This is a genomic window from Shewanella sp. ECSMB14101 (assembly GCF_000773485.1).
Lineage (GTDB): Bacteria > Pseudomonadota > Gammaproteobacteria > Enterobacterales > Shewanellaceae > Shewanella > Shewanella marisflavi.
The window spans coordinates 31058-50221 of the sequence record NZ_JSFF01000009.1 but is presented as its reverse complement, the minus strand read 5'-3'; the positions used below and the strand labels follow the sequence as shown (position 1 = coordinate 50221).

The following is a 19164-nucleotide window of genomic DNA, read 5'->3' as shown; positions in this document are numbered from 1 at the left end:
GTCTCATGGGAAAGCTGAGTGATAACAGGGAGGCTATTTTGCCATAGCGCCGTGCCACGCGCATTAAAGAGACTTAAGGTTTAGGTAAAAAGCGTGATTTTGGGGTATAATCGCGCGCTTGCAATTTTAGGCAGAGTAAAGTTTGAAGGGTTTGGATAGCGTGGATAAAGAAATTTGTGTTGAACTAAAGGCGATGCCGTCGTTGTTGTCGCTTTATCGCAAGATCTTTTTTGGCCGAAAGCCAGGCTGGGATGAGCAACCTCTACCCCATGTCAAAGTGACCTGTCCACAGGTGGCTGTGCGTGCCGATAAGGTCGCTCAATACGCTAAGGTCTGCGGTTTCGAATTTGATGGCCAGCAGCTTCCTCTGACCTATCTTTACGTCATGGTGTTTCGTCTGCATGCCAGCATCTTTACCTTAGATGCGATTACCTTTCCCTTGCTGGGAATGATCCACCTGAAGAACAGCATCACACAGTACCGCACCACTCGCGTGGACGAACAGTTCGATCTCGAGTGTGAGTTGACCAGTAGTCAGATGACAGACTCAGGTCTGGAGTTTGAACTGGTATCGCGCGCCTTTGTGGCTGGCGAACTGGTGTGGGAGTCGCTGTCGACCTATCTCTATCGTATCGAGGGTAATGGCAAGCGTGTCCGACCGCCTAAGGCAAGCCCTATGAGTTGGGAAAATCCGATCAACTGGGAGCTGAGCGAAGATCTTGGTCGCCGTTATGCAAAGGCATCGGGCGACTATAACCTTATTCACCTTCACCCTGTGCTTTCTAAGCGTTTCGGTTTCGATCGCGTTCTGGCCCATGGCATGTGGTCCAAGGCAAGAAGTGTGGCCCTGCTGATGCCAAAGATAGGTGACAAGCCCTGTACCGTCGAGGTGGCCTTTAAGTTGCCTTTGCTGATGCCAGCCAAGGTGAGCTTCGACTCTGAGACCGAAGAAGCCGGCGGCTTGATGTTTGAATTACGTGACGCTAAGGGGCGTAGACCTCACCTGACAGGTCAGGTGAAGTTTCACGACTAAGCTCGTATCTGAATCGTTAAAAGCCAGCATCTTGCTGGCTTTTTTGATCTTGCTTAGGGGACGCTATGGCCGGTGGAGGCTTGCCAGATGCTAAACCACTCCTGCCTGTCCAGGCTTATCTCGCTAGCGGCGACCGCAGCACTGATGCGGCTTAAGTTACCACTGCCAATAATGGGCTTAGGTTTGGCGGGCAGGGCCATTACCCAGGCATAGATGATCTGGCTGATATCATCGGTGCCATGATTCGCTGCAATCTGACTCAGGGTCTGACGCAGCCTTTGGGCACGTTCACTCTGGCTATTGAAGATCTCACCGCCCCCCAGACAAGACCAGGCCATAGGCGAGCAGCGGTACTGCTGGCATTGGTCCAGGGTGCCATCGCTTAGTGTGTGCATCGCGAGCGGCGAGATCTCTAGCTGATTGGTGACCAGAGGTCGCTCCAGCCTAGACTGCAATAGATCGAACTGGGATGGCGTAAAATTGGATACCCCAAAGTGTTGCACCTTACCGGTTTGATAGAGCTGCTCGAAGGCTTGTGCCACCTCGTCGGCATTCATCAGGGGATCGGGCCTGTGGATCAGCAGCAGGTCTATCTCCTCGACCTGCAGGGTGCGCAGTGAGTTGTCGACGCTCGAGAGGATATGCTGGTAGCTGGTGTCATAGTGATTGACGTAGCGATCGGGCGTCGAGGCAAAGGCGGGCTTGATACCGCACTTGGTGACTATCTGCATCTGTTGCCTTAGTGAAGGTTTGAGGGCCAGGGCGCGGCCAAACAGCTTTTCACAGCTGTATTCGCCATAGATGTCGGCGTGATCCATGCAGGTCACGCCTAGGCTGAGGTAGTGTTCAATCAGTGCCAGGGTCTGTTGTGGCGATTGCTGCCAGCTATCGAGACGCCAAAAACCGGCGATAAAGGGGGAAAGTGTAAAGCTTTGCTGACTCATCTGAGGCTCCGTTTGGATTAATTTTTTTCACTAATAATCATTTTATTGATTTAGATTCATAAATCCTTAATTAACGCTGACAGTGGCAATGAATAGGTTTGTTGCGAGCACTATTTACTCTATATTCGCTTCAGCTCGCTTTTTTCCTCTCTTATTTATCGTAGGAGCCCATATGCTGACTGACATCGAAATCTCACGCCAAGCCAGCTTACAACCCATAGAAAATATCGCCCAGGCTTTCGGGATCTTGCCCAATGAATTAACCCCTTACGGCAAGACTAAGGCCAAGGTCGATCTGACCATCACCGACAGAATCAAAGATAACAAACAAGGTAAGTTAGTGATAGTCACCGCGGTGACGCCGACCCCTTTTGGTGAAGGTAAAACCGTAACCAGTATCGGCCTTACCCAAGGTCTCCAAGCCATAGGTAAGAAAAGCTGTGCCTGTATTCGCCAGCCGAGTATGGGCCCAGTGTTCGGCATTAAGGGCGGTGCCGCCGGTGGTGGCATGGCTCAGGTGGTGCCGATGGAAGACTTAAACTTGCACCTAACCGGCGACATTCATGCGGTGACCAGCGCCCATAACCTGGCAGCTGCCGCCATTGATGCGCGTCTCTATCATGAGCAGCGCTTGGGCTGTGAAGCCTTTCGTGAGCAATCGGGGCTCGAGCCGCTAAATATCGATCCCGAGCAGATCCTGTGGCGCCGGGTGGTGGACCAGAATGAACGTAGCCTGCGTACCATCACTGTGGGTTTAGGTGAGGTCAATGGGCCTGTACACCAGGGAGGCTTCGATATCAGCGCCGCCTCTGAGCTCATGGCCATCTTGGCACTGAGCCGGGATCTCAAAGATCTGCGTGAACGAATCGGCCGCATTGTGCTGGCGCAAAATACCGAAGGTGACTATATCAGCGCCGAGGATCTTGGGGTGGCAGGTGCCATGACAGCCATCATGAGTCAGGCGATCTCACCGACCCTGATGCAAACGCTAAGCGGTGCCCCTTGTCTTATCCATGCAGGTCCTTTTGCTAATATCGCCCACGGTAACTCCTCGATCATTGCCGATGATATCGCCTTGAAGCTGGCAGATATCGTGGTGACCGAGGGGGGCTTTGGCTCCGACATGGGCTTTGAGAAGTTTTGTAATATCAAGGCGCGTCAGTCGGGCAAGGCGCCTGATGCTGCCGTATTGGTGGTGACCATTAAGGCGCTAAAGTCACACGTCAGTGATGAAGGCTTAAGCGAGATGGATAAGCTTGCTGCCGGTTATGCCAACCTCAGCTGGCATATCGCCAATGTGGGTAAGTATGGTTTACCTGTCGTGGTGGCGATCAACCGATTTGCCGACGATACAGAGCAAGAGCTTAACTGGTTAAGGGAGCGCGCGCTGCAAGAGGGTGTGTTTGCCTGTGAGATCTGTGAGGCCTTTGCTCAAGGTGCCAAGGGCGCTGTGGACTTGGCCCATGCGGTCGTGCGTGCTACCGAGCAGCCCAATCATTTCCATCATCTCTATGATACGGATCAGTCCATTGAAGCTAAGCTGCTGACCATTGCCGAGGCCGGTTATGGTGCCAGTGGCATTAGTTTATCCGATAAGGCCAAGTCGCAGCTGGCTCAGTTGCAGCTCCAGGGCTATGACAAGCTGGCGCTTTGTATCGCCAAGACGCCTATGTCGGTTAGCCATGATCCTAAGCTTAAGGGCGCGCCGCAAGGCTTTGAGCTGCCGATCACTGAACTTAAGTTGAATGCCGGCGCCGGGTTTATCACGGCGTTAGTGGGTAAGGTGATGACTATGCCAGGTTTGGGGATCCGTCCCGGCTATTTGAATATCGATATCGATGAGCGCGGTGAGATAACCGGCCTGGCTTGATTAGGACCATAGAGTAAAAAAAAGCGCCTGCATTGCAGGCGCTTTTGGTTTTATTTGTCTGTCTGATAGATATGGACATCTCGCTGCGGGAACGGAATCGAGATCTTCTCCTCGTCGAAACGCATCTTCACCGCTCGGGTAATATCCCAGTAAACATCCCAGTAATCTTCCGGTTTCACCCAAGGGCGCACCACAAAGTCCACCGAGGACTCGCCAAGCAGGTGTAACTTCACCGTTGGCTCAGGCTGCTTAAGCACCTTAGGATGCTTATCTACTATGCCACGCAGCACAGTTTCGGTCTTCTCTATGTTATCGCCGTAACCTATGCCGAAGGTCATGTCGACACGGCGTTGATGCTCAACGGTAATATTGTTGATGGTGTCACCCCAGATCTTGTTGTTGGGGATGATTAAACGCTGGTTGTCTAGGGTCTTGATGGTGGTCGATACCAGACTCATCTGACTTACCCTGCCGGTCACGCCGGCGGCATTGATCAGATCACCGACGTCATAGGGGCGATAGATGAGGATCATCATGCCCGAGGCGAAGTTTGATAGTGTGTCTTGCAGGGCAAAACCTATGATGACACCGGCAACCCCGAAACCAGCCAGTAGTGGACCAATCTCAAAGCCTAGTTGTGACAGGGCGATCATCAGTCCCAGAGCAAATACCGTCTTGCTCGACAGCGAGATGAAGAAGTCTTGTAGTAGCTTGCTAAATTTAAGCTTGGAGTTGCTGACCATCTTCTTAACGATCCGCTGCACCACCTTGCCCGCTAGGTGAGCGAGGAAGAGGATAAGCAGAAAGATAAACAGCTTAAATAGCAGGCCTGGCCCATTGTCCAGTGCCTGACTTTTAGCCTTGCTCCACCACTGATCCAGCAGGTTGCTGGCGACATCGACATTGAGTACATCTTGGGTGATATCTCCCGAGATGCTAAACAGGGTCTGTTTTAGGTTGGCCGTATCCTGGTTGAGGCCATCAAGTAGTTCGATTGCCATCGACAGACTGGTGCTGGTGAGGCTGAGGCGCTCATTGAGGTTGGTGACCAGTGCCTTTTGTTCGCTGGTGACATCCTTACCCGCCTTGGAGGCTTCGTCCACCGCTAGCTTGAGCTTGTCCTGGGTAAAATGAACCAGGCTGTTGAGCATGTCTGAACGTTTTAACAGCTGCTCGGTCAGTTTCGCCTTAGCTGCCTGGGTATCTTCGCCTAGGGTGCTTAACCAGGTGAGCGTCTCATACTTAACACTGAGGATCTCGTCGCGCTCCCGGTCACGCATCGCCAATTTATACATGACGTTGGTATCATCATTTTTGCCAAGCTGTTGTTTAAATTGAGCGATATCATCGGCGTAGTAGTGACTCACCTTGTCGATAAAGGCCAGATGCTTTTGCACTAAAGGTAACAGCTGCTCTTTATCCAGTGGCTCTTGGGCCATCAATAACTTGAGCTTGTCGTGCAGCTGCTGGGCATGTTCCTTAATGCGGTACTCGATAAACTGCTTCATCTCACCATGTGTATTGGCAAGTTTAGCGATATCTGAATCTATGGTGTGTTGCAGTTGGGTCAGTTCGACAAAGGGTTGTGGGGGCTGGGTAGTCTCTTGGGCGTTGGCGGGCAAGTTTGCCAGTGCCATTATCGCCATCAGAGCCAAGGCTAGGGTGCGTAACATAATATCCGTCCTGTGTTAGCTAGTGCAGCGATCATAATCTCTTCTACCTGCGCTGTAAATTGACAACTCGGCGCGGCGCAATCTGGTAGACTAGCACTCTTTAGCTTAATTCGAGAATTTGTTGTGTTGTGTCCTCATTGTAGTCACTCTTTTCGCGCCGATCGTGTTGCTGCCCAACGTGGCAAGGGGCTAGCGTCTCAGATCCAATGTCCTCATTGTGATGCATGGCTAGGGAAGAGTGCCATCTTGATGCGATTGAAGATCTTAGGGTTTTATCTGGGCCTATCGATGTTGCTCGTGGGCTACTTTATGCCCGAGTGGCGTAACCTCACGACAGCGGTAGCGATCTTTTCGGCAATGATACTCTTGGTAAGTCATATGATGGACCATCTCAAGGTGATGCAGGCGCCGCCACAAAAAGTGGTGGATGACAGTGAACACAGGCGGAAGTATCGTTAATCCCAGCACAATAACGTGAGTGCAATGATGTAAGTGCTGTTACGGCGTAAGTGCTGTTACGGTAAGTGTCATCGCGCATTGAGTGGTTTAGCAGAACGGGTGGGATCGCTGGCCGGGACCAGCGAAAAGCGATTTATTCGACGGCTTATTCAATCACCTGGACTTGGGCTTCGAGTGCTGACTCGACATAGTAGATGCCACCTAAGATGGCGATAAAGAAAATCGATGTCCAAAACAGGAGTTTGAAATTCTCACGAAAAAATTCTTTCATGCTGGTATTTTCCTTTAGCCGTCAATATTGTCTGGGGGCAGATTCCCCCTTCAGTTTATGACACTTATATTAGTGTGGGTAACTTAAGTCAGACTTAATTTTAGCCAGGCCACTGTGACAGGGAACACGCTTTGGCGCTACATGTAAGTAAAATATTAGAATAACTTTTGTTACATTCCACTCCGATGCGCTGCCAATTCTGGCTTGACTTCATTTCTCTTATCCCTAAACTTGGTCGCAATTTCAATGTTCACAGCATGAGCACATGGCAATGACGGTTAAAGGCAAAGTAAGAGGAGTAGCGATATGGCTTAGTGCCCTATTGTTCTGCTTGTCTGTCTTGGCTCCGGCTCACAGCCTAGAACATATAGATGATGATGGTGCGAAGACACACTGCACCTTATGTATCCAAAAACTGCAGTTAAACAGTGCCTTACCTGTAGGTGAGTTCAGTTTTAGTCTGCCTAGTCTCTCGGTGGAAGCGCCGCAGCGTGAGCTGTTAGGTTCTGCTAGCGTCCATGTCGTTTATTTCCAGAGTCGCGCTCCGCCAGCGCATTCGTAATACCTAAAAAAATCAATATTTTATTACTCTGCGCCAATTGGCAGCAGAGTCGTTTGTGTATTTTTGGAGATATTATGATGAATTTGAATGCTCGCTATTCAGCAATCGCGCTTGCCTGTGCACTGGTCCCGAGCCTGAGTTTTGCTGCCGATCCTACTCTGACTAATCCGGCGATCAGCGCCGTGCTCGATGGCTACTATCAGAGCGGCGAACGTCCTATGGCAGAACGTGTCGAAGGCTTTGGCCTGGGCCATACTGAGTTAGCACTGAGTGCCAATATCGATGATATGTTTTATGGCAAGTTGACGGCTATTCTCGAGATACATGAAGGTGAAACTGAATTGGGGCTCGAAGAGGCCTTTATTCAGACGCTAGCTATGCCTGGTGGCTTCTCCATACGTGGTGGTCGTTTCCTGTCAGATATTGGTTACCTGAATAACCAGCATGTGCATACAGATGCCTTCTCTGATCGTCCTGCGGCTTACCGTGCCTTTTTAGGCAGCCATTACTTTGATGACGGTGTGCGCCTGGATTATGTGGCACCCACAGATCTTTATTGGACCTTGGGTATCGAGGCCTTTAAAGGTGATGGTATGCGCGCCGAAGATGAGCATGGTGAGCGCGAATTTAAGAATGTGGGTGTGTATACGGCCTATACTAAGCTCGGTGGCGATATCGGTGTGAGCAGCTCATGGCTACTGGGCCTGAGCTACCTGCGCAATGAAAATGGCCGTTTGACCGCCGAGGAAGAGCATGAAGAGGTGGTGGTCGAAGAGGAGGGCCATGATCATAGCCATGTGGCCAAGTATACGGGTGAGAACACCTATATCGCTGATTTTGTTTATAAGTGGGCACCTCAAGGCAACTATAAGTATCAACATCTGACCCTGAGCGGCGAGTATTTCCGTGTCAGTGATTATGCCCCTGCGGACGACCATGACCAAGAGATAGCCGAGGATCACGATACGTCAAAGCCCGATGCACACACAGGTTGGTATGTCAGTACTGTCTACCAGTTCTCGCCAAACTGGTCGGCGGGTCTGCGTTATGGTCAGGTCGATACTCACCTGCTGCATGATGAGCACTTCGATGCCCAAAAACTGAAAGAGACTGAGGTCAGCCTGGCCTGGCATCACAGTCATTTCTCAACGGTACGCCTGCAATATACCAACCAGCAAGGCACTAATTTTGAAGGTATTTCAGACGATAATATTATTACGCTTCAATATGTTATGACTCTGGGGGCTCACGGTGCGCATCAATTCTAACTATCTTAAGGCTGGCGCTGCGGCGCTGGCGCTGAGCTTTGCCTGCAGTGCGCAGGCAAAACTGAATATTTTTGCCTGCGAACCTGAATATGCCGCTTTGGCCAAGGAGTTGGCGCCAGATGCTAAGATCTACGCCGCGACGACGGCGATGCAAGATCCTCATCAGGTACAGGCAAGGCCTAGTTTGATTGCTAAGATGCGCCAGGCGGATCTTGCTGTGTGCGCCGGCGCCGATCTCGAAGTCGGTTGGTTGCCTATGCTGCAGATGAAATCGGCCAACGCCCAGGTGCGCTCAACCGATAAGGGACTCTTCTTTGCTGCAGAGCATACTCAGACCTTAGATCAACTCGATAAGGTGGATCGCAGCATGGGGGATGTGCATTCTCAGGGAAATCCTCATTTGCATTTTGACCCTGAGCGTCTGCTGGAAGTGGCGAGCGCGCTGTCGTCTAAAATGGTGCAGCTTGACCCTGACAACCGTGCGGCCTATGAGTCGGCCTTGGCTGGTTTTAGCCAGCGTTGGCAGGAAGCTATTCCTCGTTGGCAATCTCTGGCGGCACCACTTAAGGACAAGAAGGTGATCGCTTATCACACTAGCTTCCGCTACTTGTTCAATTGGTTGGGTTTGGAGCAGGTGGGCGATCTCGAGCCTAAGCCTGGATTGCCGCCAAGCACAGGACACCTGGCGCACCTGCAGGGGCGAGCCCAGCAGGGAGATGTGATGGCGATTATTGTCGCCTCCTATCAGGATGAACGTGGTGCACACTGGTTAGGAGAGCGTACAGGCTTGCCTGTGGTAACCTTGCCTATGTCAGTTGGCGGCAACGATGACGCTCAGGATCTATTTGGCCTGTATGAGAGCGTGATCCATTTGCTACTCGGTGTGAACCACTAATCCAGAGCCAAGACGGCGCCGAGCAATCGGCGTCGTTGTCAGCTTTTATCGGTACCCAATCATGTTTGATCTCGATATCTTGTCTATTTTGTTACCCGCTCTGGCCGCGGGGATCTTGGTGCTTTCCACCCATGTGCTGCTGGGCAGTCAGGTATTAAAACGTGGCATCATCTTTATCGATCTGGCGATTGCTCAGGTGGCGGCTTTGGGGGCTATCATAGGCCACACTAATCATGAGTTGGAGCACCTGCCTTACGCCAATGTCTGGATGCCGGCACTGTTTGCCTTGCTTGGGGCGGGGTTTATCGCCTGGTTAGCAAAGCGTATGGCCGATGAACTGGAGGCGATTATCGGCTGTTTCTATGTGTTGTCGGCGGTGGCGGCTATGCTGCTGCTCTCCAATGACCCCCATGGGGCCGAGATGTTAAAACAGTTGATGTCGGGGCAGATCCTTTGGGTTACCTGGTCGCAATTGGCATTACCTGCCGTGGTGTCGGCGTTGGTATTGGCCGTAATTGCCTTCAGGCCTGCGATACTCAATGGTGGTGGATTCTATCTCCTGTTTGCTTTGGTGATCACCCTGTCGGTGGAGTTGGTAGGGGTCTATCTGGTCTTCAGCTCGCTGATCTTGCCGGCGCTGGCGGTTAACAAGATGCAGGGCAAAATCAGATGGCCGATGGCTTATCTGGTTGGCCTATTAGGCTATGGGGTCGGTCTGTTTTTATCGGCCAGTTTTGACCTGCCAAGTGGCGCGGCGATTGTTGCCACCTTGGCGGTGAGTGCCGTGCTATTTCGTCTGCTGCAGCCTAAGTTGTTTCGAGAAAGCTCGATTACAAAGTAAAAGGCTAACGAGTAAATTCGATATAAAAAGCCCTTATTGTGAAATCAGCGGGAGTTGCCCATGGGGTGATTCTCGCTTTTTTTCCTCGAAAACATTCGCTGATAATTTCTTTTTCGCTGATATTTCCAAGGCTTAATTGAGCAATAACCGCTGGGTGTGGCGCTGGGTGAATGTGAGCTTAAGACTACAGGTGTAAGTCAAAAAAGCTGCTGCTATAATGTCGCCACTGAAATCACAGGAGTAAGTTGTGCTGTTAATCTTCAGATCTCTGATCTTAGCCATCATGTTGTTGCTGGCTTTTGTCTTTGGTGGTCTCTATTGTCTGTTGCGCCCGCGCCATAGAGACAATGTGCACCTGTTTGCCAAGCTTTTTTCCTGGGCCGCACCGGTACTGGGTGTAAAAGTGGTAGTGCGTAAGCCTAAGGTGGAGCCCAGCGAGCCCTGTATCTTTCTGGCGAATCACCAGAATAATTTCGATATGTTTACCCATACGGCCGCTGTCCCTAAGGGGACAGTCAGTCTGGGCAAGAAGAGTCTGGCCTGGATACCGTTTTTCGGTCAGATCTATTGGCTGTCGGGCAATATTTTGATCGATCGTAATAACCGTAATCGCGCCTTCGAGACCATGGCGCAGACGGCGAAGAAGATTAAAGAAAAGTGCCTTTCTATCTGGATCTTCCCTGAGGGAACGCGATCTCGTGGTAAGGGGCTGTTGCCTTTTAAGTCGGGCGCTTTCCATACCGCCATCGAAGCCGGTGTGGCTATGGTGCCAGTTCTGGCCTCTAACCAAGAGCATATCAAGCTGAATCGTTGGAACAATGGCGTAGTGATCATCGAGGTGATGGACCCGATAGAGACCAAGGGGCTTGCCAAGTCACAGGTCAAGGAGCTTTCTACTCGAATTCATGCCATGATGTCGGAAAAACTGGCTCAGCTTAACCAGGAAGCTGGCGCCTTGATGGCCAAGAAAGCTATTTAATTTAGAACACTATTTTATTCGGAGAGATCCATGTCTACAGAACGTCAGTTGCAGGAACAGAAGCAGGAAAATCAGGAGATCGTCGATGCGATTCTTGCCGATGGTTCTGAGCCAGATGCTGAATACACCATAGAACATCATTTTTCAGCGTCTAACTTCGACAGACTGGAGAAGGCTGCCGTTGAGGCCTTTAAGATGGGGTTTGAAGTTAATGATGCCGAAGAGATGGAGCTTGAAGATGGTTCTGTGATCTTCTGTTTCGACGCTATCGCCCATCATAAGTTGGATGTCGCTTTATTGGATAAGGCCTGTGAGGATTTGATCCAACTGGCAGCCAAATTAAAAGTCGATTATGACGGTTGGGGTACTTACTTCATCGGTGATGACGCCGAGCTGGATGACGATGAAGAGTATGAAGAGGAAGACTCTCGCTTCCACTAAGCATAGTCTTGCTCGTCTGCCACAAAAAAGCCCATCATTGATGGGCTTTTTTGTGGATCATTTGGCTGGGTTATCGACTGGGTTATCGGGGGTGAAGATGACGCTGCAGTTACGTCCCTGTTGCTTGGCCTGGTAGAGGGCGTTGTCAGCCTGGGCGAGCCACTGGGCACTATTGCTCAGCTGATCATCTATACCGCAAATCCCTATGCTTACCGTCACCTTGAGGATGACGCTTTCAAATCTGAGTTCGGATGCGGCAATTTTCTCACGCAGGCGATCGGCAAAGTAGAGTGCCGAGTCGGCATTGGTATTTGACAGCACCACGGAAAACTCTTCACCACCGTAACGTCCGGCACAATCGGTTTCGCGCAGTGACTGACGCAGTATGTGGGACACATGCTGGATAACTTTGTCACCGGCAATGTGACCATAGGTGTCATTGATCCGTTTGAAATGGTCAATATCTAACATCACTAGTGTTGTGGGGTCACCGTAGCGGGTATGGCGGTCAAACTCCTTCTGCATACAGAGCTGCCAGTGACGGCGATTGTGCAGCTGGGTCAGGCCATCTGTCTGGCTCAGGTGTTCCAAGCGTTCGTTGGCCGCCTTGAGCTGCAACTTGTTGATCGCCACGTCGGTGACATCATAGATGATCATACTAATATGGGTGATCTGGCCGGTCAGCGAAGAGAGCGGCAGCAGGGTGACATTTTGGTACATAAAGTCGGCGCGGCCAGTGATGGGGCGGTAGTTACCGAACTGAAACACATAAGGGCGCTGCTCCCAGCTGATAAAGGCGCGGTTTTTGAGAAGAAATACCGACTCCATCTTCTGCTTTAGCCAAGTGGAGGGCAGGTAATCGAACTGATCAAACAGGTTTTTACCTTTGATCGAGTTGGGGGAGATACCGCTGTGGTTCTCCATGAATCCATTCCAAAGTTGGATGTTGTAGTTGCGATCAAGCACCACCAAGCCAACCTCTATGGTTTGCACCATATCGATTAGCCAGTGGAGCTCGTTCATCGCGCTTTGGTCATATGCCATGTTTAAAATCCAGCTTAATCCAGCAGATAGCCAAGCTTATAGTTAAGCGTTGGCAGTGACTCTTCGGTAAACAGCAGCAGAAGGTCGCATTGAATATCATGGCCTTCGATACGGTAGTTGATCTCCATCGCCAGGGTCCGTGCCCATTTTTCCGAATTGTCGTGAATAAGATCGTTTACCGTGCAGTGACGGCCCAGCACCACAGGATGGCTCTGGCTAAACTTCATGTGTAATTGTTCTGAGATGCCGCTAAGAAAAGCGCCGATCAACACATTGCCTGTGTCTATCATTACTTCGATTTCGGTATTGGTGTCTTCCGGGTTCGCCAGTCCCATCAGTTTGGCCATATCCTGGAAGGAGGAGTCGTGAAACAGCAGCAGTGCTTCCCCCGCGACGCCAGCGCCAATAAACCCTTGGCATAGGGCGGAGACAGTACCGTACTGCTCAGTGGCCTTGAGGGTCATGGTCAGCTCGCTGACTTCCAGCACATTGACATTGGGGATAGGCAAGAGCACAAAGACATCCAGCAGCTTGGCCAGTAGATCGGCGGCACGGCCCATAGCGACGTTCGCCACCTCCTGACAGGCATCACGCAGATCCACTTCTATCATGGGGGTGTCGCTGTCCAGATCGCCCAGGGCTATGGTGAGAATGCCATATTCTTGCAGTATGTTGCTGATGGCGTCGGCACTGACCGGCTTCTGGATAAAATCCAGCGCGCCTAGGGCTTTTACCTTTTCATGGGCCTTGATCTGTATGTCGCCTGACACCACGATCACTAAGGCGGGGAGATCTTCTTTTTTAATGGTTTCCAGTACCTCATAACCATCCATGACAGGCATGTTGAGATCCAGAAAGACGACTTCGCCTTTGCCGGCCCTGATCGCCTCAATCCCTTCGGCACCGTTGTTGGCGAAGGTGATCTCGACATCCCACTCTTTTGGCAGGGTTCTGGCCATCTGCTTGCGGGCGAGAGCTGAGTCATCGCATATGAGTACGGGAATCGACATCTAGTTATAACATCCTCATCTGCCTTTACTCTTGAAGATAACACCAAATCGCTTACTTGGTATTTAAAAGCTTCATCCAGAGGCAGTATTTATTGGTTTGTCTGAGGTAAATATTGGGCTTACTGGGAGGCTCTGCCGATATATTTAGCCGAAGGATCTACCCGAGCTGTGACCATTTGAATCTTTCCGTGGCAACAGAAATGACACCTTCTGTCCTAATGTCATTATCTATCAGCTTGATTAACTGACGTAAACTGCGGGGTGACATTTTTTTGACAATCGTCAAAAATTGTTGCCATGTTATAACTTTTAGGGATATTTGCCAAATGTGTTACATTCCTTCTGGACTGACCAGTAGCAGGTTTTGAGGAGTAAAGGAATGCAACATCCCCATGTCACACTGACCATAGAACAGGGCATCGCCTGGGTAGAGCTGTCACGGCCAGAAAAATACAACGCACTTAATTATGCTTTGTTTGAGTCTATCGTTAAGGTGCAGAAAATTATCGCGAAACGCCGTGATGTGCGGGCGGTGATCTTAACTGGCAGTGGCGGTAATTTCTGCTCAGGGCTCGATGTAGGCAGTGTAATGAAATCGCCTATGCAGGCCATTAAACTCCTGTTCAAATGGCTACCGGGCAATGCCAACCTGGCTCAGCGGGTTTCTATTGGCTGGCGCCGACTGCCTGTACCTGTGATCTGTGTGCTCGAAGGGATCTGTTACGGCGGGGGAACCCAGATAGCCTTAGGCGCAGATATGCGTATCGCTGCGCCCGATTGCCGCCTCTCTATCATGGAAGCGAAATGGGGTCTGGTGCCCGATATGGCCGGATTGGTGGGGCTTAGGGAGCTGGTGGGTAAGGATATCGCCATGCAACTTACCATGAGCGCCGAGGTGATCGATGCCGAGCAGGCCAAGGCCTTTGGCCTGGTGACTCAGGTGAGCGAGTCGCCGCGAGAGGCCGCTAAGGCATTGGCCCTGCAACTGTCTACGACCTCTCCCGATGCCATTGCGGCGATTAAGTTGAGCATCAATAAGAGCTGGCGCGCCGGTGAGCGTAGCCTGTTGGCACGGGAATCCTTGAGTCAGGTACGTCTATTGCTGGGTAAGAACCGGGTTATCGCGGCCTTACGTCAGACCAAAGATCCCGACCGTCCATACCGCATTCGCCAAGCTTGGTGGCGTTAAGGCTGTGATGTATAAGTTAATTTCACTGTGATCTGCTTCACACAACGCTGTGCCGGGCAAGACGAAGTTGCTGAGGGCCGCTAGTATCCCGCTGCCAAATTTTGATAAAGGATACAAGCATAATGCGACAAGGGTTTGAACGATTTCTCTGGAGTAGCCGCCTCTCTGTGATGATAGGGGTGTTTGCCTGCGTGTTGGCGGCCTTTGTGGTGTTTATCATGGGGATCAAGGATGCGGTCCATATGATTGATCTGCTATGGGAATATGTGCTGACGGGTAGCTACGATGTGCGCAACGATCTCGTGATGGTGGTGGTGGAGATTTTAGATACCTTCCTGCTGGGCTCTGTGTTGCTGATTTTTGCCTTCGGTCTGTATGAACTGTTTATCAGTAACCTGCAGGCGGCAGAAGATAGTGTCGCTGGTGGCAAGATCTTAGTGATTAGCAGTATAGATTCGCTTAAGAGTAAGCTGGGTAAAGTGATCCTTATGATGTTGATCATTAAGGTGTTCTCTTACTTTAGCGAGATGAAGCCCACCTCAATGCTCGAACTGCTCTATATGGGCGTCATCGTGGTGTTGATCGCGCTGGCCTTGATGCTGAGTAAAGATAAGAAATAATTTTAAGCCTTTAGGGATTTGCTCGCTGGATACGCTGGGCGAATCCCTGAACTAAGGTCAATACCTCCTGCCAGGCGGTGGGCTGATCGAGATTCAGCGCCAGCAGTTGCTGTTCATAGCGCAAAGGCTGTCCCAAAGGTGAGAGGGCTTTGCGCACTTGCTGGGTCGTCAATGAGGCGGGAAAGGCATCGGGCGATTGAATGTCCAACACAGGCAGCTCAAGTTTGGCCAAGGTTGTGGGTAATTCCCGATTTTCCGCCTCTAGCTCAAGGTAGGGGTTGATCACTACTAGTAGATCTGGGCTAGGCAGCGCCGCGCCTGCCAGCATTTCGATAACCAGTCCTGCACTCTGCCCATTAGCGATCAAGATTCGCTTCCCCGGATAGGCCTGACCTAAGCTGTCGAGTTGGTTCAGGGTCTGACTCAACTGTTGTTTCTGCTTCTCTCTGAGTGCTGCCCAGGCTTGCTGGCTGTATTTAGGCAGGCTTTGATTGCCCTTCTCGCTGAGCTGCTGCTCACCCGGTTTGGGGATCTCACCAGCATCGGTAATATGGTTAGGCTGCACCGCATTCTCTGGCGCCTCAATGCTTAAGGTCGCCCAGCCCTTGGGGGCGAGTTGACGCCTGAGAAAGGCCACTAGCCCATCTGGATCGGCATCTTCCCCCAAGTCACCCAGCAATATTGCCGCGCCATGTTGATGGCGGCCCAGCCAAGGACGAATCAGTACCGCTTGCTCCTGCTCGCCCAGCTTAATCTTAGTCACCTCCTTGGGTGGCAGATAATCATAATCGGACGCGGCATTGCTTTGGGCAAGGACGAACAGGGGGAGTAGGCTTAAGAGTATGGTGCGTAGGTTCATCGGCGATTAGGCAATATGGCTAGGGTTAAATAGGGTTGGCTATGGCCTCAGTATAAGCCTAAGTGCTTGCCGTTGGCGATAAAATGAGGAAGAAAGAAGAGGGCACCGACCAGAAAGGTCAGTGCCATCAGGAGAGGCTTAGAGGCCCAGTTAGGCGTGGCTGACCAGCACCAGACGCACGGCGTCCAGTTGTAGCAGACAACCATCCAGGTAGTTGTTGAGCTCACTCATCTGATTTCTCAGGTGCTCAAGCTCCTCGTCACGAATGTTGGGGTTAACCGCTTTTAGCGCCTCAAGACGTTCCAGCTCGCCAGTGAGCTGCTGGGTCATCTTACTTCTGGCTTCGTCGGTCAGTTGTTGCAGCGCCGCCTGGGCAAACTCTTCACCTTTGGCAAATAAGGGGTGCAGCAGGGTTTGTGAGGCATTCACCAACTTGCTGGCGATATGACGATTGACCGCGCTCAGCTGCTTGTCGAAGTTTTCATAGCTGACATTCTCCGACAGGTTGTTGCCATTCTTATCCAGTAACACGCGCACCGGAGTCGGTGGCATGTAACGGTAAAGCTGGCTGGCCTTGGGCGCCGAGGCGTCGGCCATATAGATCAGCTCCAGGAAGATGGTGCCCGCAGGTAGCGCCTTGTTCTTGAGCACCGCCACGCTGGTGGTGCCGGTTTCCGAAGAGGTGATCAGATCCAGCCCCGTCTGTACCAGAGGATGTTCCTGAGTGATCAGCGCAATATCGTCCCGAGACAGCGCCATCTCACGATCGAAGGTGACGGTAATGCCATCTTCGGGCAGACCCGGATAGGTAGGGAACATCATATGCTCGCTCGGGTGCAGTACTATTGCGTTTTCACCGCTATCTTCCTGCTCTACGCCGATAATATCCCACAGACGGATCACCGAGCCGATAAGCCCAGTGTCTTGATCCCGCGCCGCCAGGCTCTCCACTAACTTAAGCGCCTTGTCGCCGCCGTGAGAGTTGATCTCCAGCAGCTTGTCTCGGCCCTGTTCCATCGCTTTTTTTAGCGCCTTGTAACGGGTCTGAGTGTGGTTAAGCAACTGGGTAAACTGGTCATCGTCACGGTAGACCAGTTGGGTCAACAGCTCTTCGGAAAACTCGTTGAACAGTATGTGGCCGGTTGGGCAGGTCTGCTCGAAGGCATTGAGCCCCTTGTGATACCAGTTCATCAGGTTTTCCTGCGCCGTATTGGCCAGGTAGGGCAGATGGATCTCGACATCGTTGGCCTGACCGATACGGTCAAGACGGCCGATGCGCTGCTCCAGCAGATCAGGGTTAAGCGGTAGATCGAACAGCACCAGATGGCTGGCAAACTGGAAGTTACGGCCTTCTGAGCCGATCTCGCTACAGATCAGTGCCTGGGCGCCGCCAGTTTCCTGAGCAAAGTAGGCGCCTGCCTTGTCGCGTTCAATGATCGACATGCCTTCGTGGAATACGGTGGCTTGAATCCCTTCGCGGGTACGCAGTGCTTCTTCCAGGCTCAGGGCGGTTTCTGCCTGGCTGGCGATGATCAGCACCTTCTTGCTGCGGTGATTCTTAAGGAAGTCAATTAACCAATCGACCCTAGGATCAAACTTCCACCAACTGGCGCTGTCGCTCTCGAACGCCTGGTAAAGCTTCTCTGGGCTCAGGGCCTGTTTCACCTTGGCGGTGAGATCTGAGTCTGCGCCCATCATGGCCGAGACTCTGGCAGCCGTCTCATATTGGGTCGGCATGGTCTGTGGGTGAGCATGGAAGTGTCGGGTCGGGAAGCCCTTCACCGAGGCGCGGCTGTTGCGATAAAGCACGCGGCCGGTACCGTGTCTGTCTAACAGTTCCTGTAACAGCTCGCTACGTGCCTGTTCGCGCAGTTCGTCATCGACACTCTCATCTTCAATCAGACGCAGCGCCGGAGTGATATCTTTCTCGTTGAGCAGTTCGGTCAGGCTGGCAACGGCTTCGTCGGGCAGACGCTTACCGCTGGCGAGTGCATCGGCGGCGCTGGCCACCTCTTTATAGCTCTCCTCCTCTTTGAGGAAGGCCTGATAGTCGTAGAAACGATCTGGATCCAGCAGGCGCAGACGGGCGAAGTGACTCTGATGGCCCAGCTGATCTGGGGTCGCGGTCAGCAGCAGTACGCCGGGAACCACTTCACTCAGGGCCTCGACTACGCGGTAGGCGCGGCTCGGTGCCTCTTCGGTCCACTCCAGGTGGTGCGCCTCGTCGACGACCATAAGATCCCAGTCGGCATCCAGGGCTTGATCCAGGCGCTTCTTCTTACGCAGTAGCTCGAGTGAACAGATCACCAGCTGCTCTGTGTAGAAGGGGTTGTCATGGTCGGCGTAGGCCTCGACGCATCTGTCTTCGTCGAAGACCGAGAAGCGCAGGTTAAAGCGGCGCAGCATTTCGACTAACCACTGATGGCGCAATGTGTCTGGCACTATGATCAAGATACGTTCGGCGCGGCCGGTTAACAGCTGCTGATGTATGATGAGGCCCGCTTCGATGGTCTTACCTAGGCCCACCTCGTCGGCTAAAAGCACGCGCGGCGCAAAACGCTGGCCCACTTCATGGGCGATCCACTGCTGATGGGGGATAAGGCCAACACGCGGCCCTTGAAGTCCCAGTAGATCTGAGGTGGCTAGCTTGTGGCGTAGCAGCTGGCTCTGGTAGCGCACACCAAACCGGTCGAGACGATCGATCTGGCCGGCAAACAGTCTGTCCTGGGGCTTGTTGAAACGAATATTGTGGTTGAGCAGAGTCTCTCTCAGGCTGACCTGTTCACCAGTTTCACTGTGAATACCATGGTAGATCACCAGCTGGTCTTTCTCTTCCACCTGCTCGACTGTCAGGCTCCAGCCTTCGTGGCTTTCAACGGTATCGCCAGGGTTATAGATCACTCGGGTTAGCGGGGCATCGTCGCGGGCGAACATGCGGGTATCATCGGTGGCGGGAAACATCAGGGTAACCATACGGCCTTCTAATCCGACGACAGTACCTAAACCGAGTTCCGATTCGGTATCACTAATCCAACGTTGACCTAAGGAAAAGGGCATTTACAAATTCTCATCTACAGGGTGAATCACGAAAGGGCGCGTATGTTATCCAATCGAGACTATGATGTCGAACATATCTGCCCCGTAATTGCCTCGTTAAAAATTCTAATTAGATTACAAATTACCCAATCAGAACCACTGCGCCCGCC

The 19164-nt window shown here is 51.9% G+C and carries 18 protein-coding genes; 11 read left to right on the top strand and 7 right to left on the bottom strand.

The window, feature by feature from the left end:
- Positions 1-193: 193 nt before the first annotated feature.
- On the top strand, positions 194-1033 hold the full coding sequence (locus NY07_RS09035) for a MaoC/PaaZ C-terminal domain-containing protein (RefSeq protein ID WP_140946959.1): 840 nt from the start codon (positions 194-196) through the stop codon (positions 1031-1033).
- A 53-nt stretch (positions 1034-1086) separates the two neighbouring features.
- On the opposite strand, the gene NY07_RS09030 is transcribed toward NY07_RS09035, so the two are convergent.
- Positions 1087-1977: an aldo/keto reductase gene (locus NY07_RS09030; protein WP_033539030.1), complete on the bottom strand. Its 891-nt coding sequence runs from the start codon at positions 1975-1977 to the stop codon at positions 1087-1089.
- Between the two features lie 172 nt (positions 1978-2149).
- Between NY07_RS09030 and NY07_RS09025 the strand changes: the two genes are divergently transcribed.
- A complete protein-coding gene (locus NY07_RS09025; protein WP_033539029.1) occupies positions 2150-3847 on the top strand; it encodes a formate--tetrahydrofolate ligase in 1698 nt (565 codons plus the stop codon).
- Between the two features lie 50 nt (positions 3848-3897).
- Here the strand turns inward: NY07_RS09025 and NY07_RS09020 are convergent, their stop codons facing one another.
- Positions 3898-5520, bottom strand: a complete 1623-nt coding sequence (locus tag NY07_RS09020; RefSeq protein WP_033539028.1) for a mechanosensitive ion channel family protein — start codon at positions 5518-5520, stop codon at positions 3898-3900.
- 123 nt (positions 5521-5643) lie between these two features.
- Here NY07_RS09020 and NY07_RS09015 point away from each other — a divergent pair, with 123 nt between their 5' ends.
- A complete protein-coding gene (locus NY07_RS09015) occupies positions 5644-5979 on the top strand; it encodes a hypothetical protein (RefSeq protein WP_033539027.1) in 336 nt (111 codons plus the stop codon).
- A gap of 145 nt (positions 5980-6124) precedes the next feature.
- On the opposite strand, the gene NY07_RS19810 is transcribed toward NY07_RS09015, so the two are convergent.
- Positions 6125-6250: a hypothetical protein gene (locus tag NY07_RS19810; protein WP_258311744.1), complete on the bottom strand. Its 126-nt coding sequence runs from the start codon at positions 6248-6250 to the stop codon at positions 6125-6127.
- Between the two features lie 265 nt (positions 6251-6515).
- On the opposite strand from NY07_RS19810, the gene NY07_RS19195 reads away from it, so the two are divergent.
- From NY07_RS19195 to rraB, 6 genes are all read left to right on the top strand, one after another.
- Complete coding sequence (locus tag NY07_RS19195; RefSeq protein WP_140946856.1) at positions 6516-6812, top strand: ABC-type zinc uptake system zinc chaperone; 297 nt, start codon at positions 6516-6518, stop codon at positions 6810-6812.
- Between the two features lie 74 nt (positions 6813-6886).
- Positions 6887-8080, top strand: coding sequence for a membrane protein (locus NY07_RS09010; RefSeq protein WP_033539026.1), 1194 nt, complete (start codon positions 6887-6889; stop codon positions 8078-8080).
- Positions 8064-8975 carry a metal ABC transporter solute-binding protein, Zn/Mn family gene (locus NY07_RS09005; RefSeq protein WP_033539025.1) on the top strand — a complete coding sequence of 304 codons (912 nt, stop codon included), beginning with the start codon at positions 8064-8066 and terminating at the stop codon, positions 8973-8975. The genes NY07_RS09010 and NY07_RS09005 overlap by 17 nt, the downstream gene beginning before the upstream one ends.
- Before the next feature lie 61 nt (positions 8976-9036).
- Positions 9037-9816 carry a metal ABC transporter permease gene (locus NY07_RS09000; protein ID WP_033539024.1) on the top strand — a complete coding sequence of 260 codons (780 nt, stop codon included), beginning with the start codon at positions 9037-9039 and terminating at the stop codon, positions 9814-9816.
- Between the two features lie 247 nt (positions 9817-10063).
- Positions 10064-10795 carry a 1-acylglycerol-3-phosphate O-acyltransferase gene (locus tag NY07_RS08995; RefSeq protein WP_033539023.1) on the top strand — a complete coding sequence of 244 codons (732 nt, stop codon included), beginning with the start codon at positions 10064-10066 and terminating at the stop codon, positions 10793-10795.
- 30 nt (positions 10796-10825) lie between these two features.
- Positions 10826-11236 (top strand): ribonuclease E inhibitor RraB, encoded by a 411-nt coding sequence (rraB, locus tag NY07_RS08990; protein WP_033539022.1) that lies wholly within the window; start codon positions 10826-10828, stop codon positions 11234-11236.
- 57 nt (positions 11237-11293) lie between these two features.
- Here the strand turns inward: rraB and NY07_RS08985 are convergent, their stop codons facing one another.
- Positions 11294-12280 (bottom strand): GGDEF domain-containing protein, encoded by a 987-nt coding sequence (locus NY07_RS08985; protein ID WP_033539021.1) that lies wholly within the window; start codon positions 12278-12280, stop codon positions 11294-11296.
- A 14-nt stretch (positions 12281-12294) separates the two neighbouring features.
- Complete coding sequence (locus NY07_RS08980) at positions 12295-13290, bottom strand: response regulator (protein ID WP_033539020.1); 996 nt, start codon at positions 13288-13290, stop codon at positions 12295-12297.
- 379 nt (positions 13291-13669) lie between these two features.
- Between NY07_RS08980 and NY07_RS08975 the strand changes: the two genes are divergently transcribed.
- Positions 13670-14479, top strand: coding sequence for a crotonase/enoyl-CoA hydratase family protein (locus tag NY07_RS08975; protein WP_033539019.1), 810 nt, complete (start codon positions 13670-13672; stop codon positions 14477-14479).
- Positions 14480-14601: 122 nt separating this feature from the next.
- Positions 14602-15099, top strand: coding sequence for a YqhA family protein (locus NY07_RS08970; RefSeq protein ID WP_033539018.1), 498 nt, complete (start codon positions 14602-14604; stop codon positions 15097-15099).
- Between the two features lie 10 nt (positions 15100-15109).
- Here NY07_RS08970 and NY07_RS08965 read toward each other — a convergent pair whose 3' ends face one another.
- On the bottom strand, positions 15110-15958 hold the full coding sequence (locus tag NY07_RS08965; protein ID WP_033539017.1) for a DUF3530 family protein: 849 nt from the start codon (positions 15956-15958) through the stop codon (positions 15110-15112).
- A 150-nt stretch (positions 15959-16108) separates the two neighbouring features.
- Entirely contained in the window at positions 16109-19015 is a 2907-nt protein-coding gene (gene rapA / locus NY07_RS08960; RefSeq protein ID WP_033539016.1) for an RNA polymerase-associated protein RapA, read from the bottom strand.
- Between the last annotated feature and the right edge of the window lie 149 nt (positions 19016-19164).